This window comes from Roseburia inulinivorans DSM 16841 (genome assembly GCF_000174195.1).
Lineage (GTDB): Bacteria > Bacillota > Clostridia > Lachnospirales > Lachnospiraceae > Roseburia > Roseburia inulinivorans.
This window is the reverse complement of sequence record NZ_ACFY01000029.1, coordinates 1-631: the sequence shown is the minus strand read 5'-3', so window position 1 is coordinate 631 and position 631 is coordinate 1. Positions and strand designations below refer to the sequence as shown.

The 631-nt window shown below is 38.5% G+C and carries 1 protein-coding gene; it reads left to right on the top strand.

Features of this window, described 5'->3' with window-relative positions; all coding sequences use genetic code 11:
• Nucleotides 1-376: 376 nt before the first annotated feature.
• A partial coding sequence (locus ROSEINA2194_RS02645) for a helix-turn-helix transcriptional regulator (protein WP_007883069.1) occupies nucleotides 377-631 on the top strand: 255 nt, incomplete at its 3' end.

Here is a 631-nt window from a genome sequence, read left to right as displayed (position 1 = left end):
AGCTTTCTTATTCACCATCAGAAATACCATTCCCACGACCAGTTCGGTCACAACTATGATTTGCGCTTTTTTCCAATGACTTTCTTTTCATTACGCATATAGTTTATACCTGAGTAATTCTGAAATCTCTTATACGTTGAATTTTCGACATAATTTGTCACTTTTTCCGGAAACGCACTATAGTATGTACCTTTAAAATTGGTATAACTTGTCATCTCTATAGCACAAAACTCTTTTACTTTCATTCTCATCTTGATTAGATATATAAGCACATTATGTTTCTATTAACGCCGTCCTGTATTTGATTTACATTATACAGTTGTGAGTAAACTTCTAATAATTATGTAAAATAGTTATTAGAAAGGATGTCACAATTATGACTGAGAACCGTATCCGTGAGCTCCGCAGGAGCCACAACATGTCACAGGAAGCCCTTGGGACTATAATCAACACCACCCAGCAGGCGGTAAGCAAGATGGAAAAAGACACATGTGCCATCTCCACAGACCTGCTTATCAGCATGGCAAGGTATTTTAATGTTACCACTGACTATATCCTCGGGCTGTCCGATATAAAACGGGATCTGAGCGGGCAAATCCGCATGAATCAGGAGATGGATCAGTGCTATGAC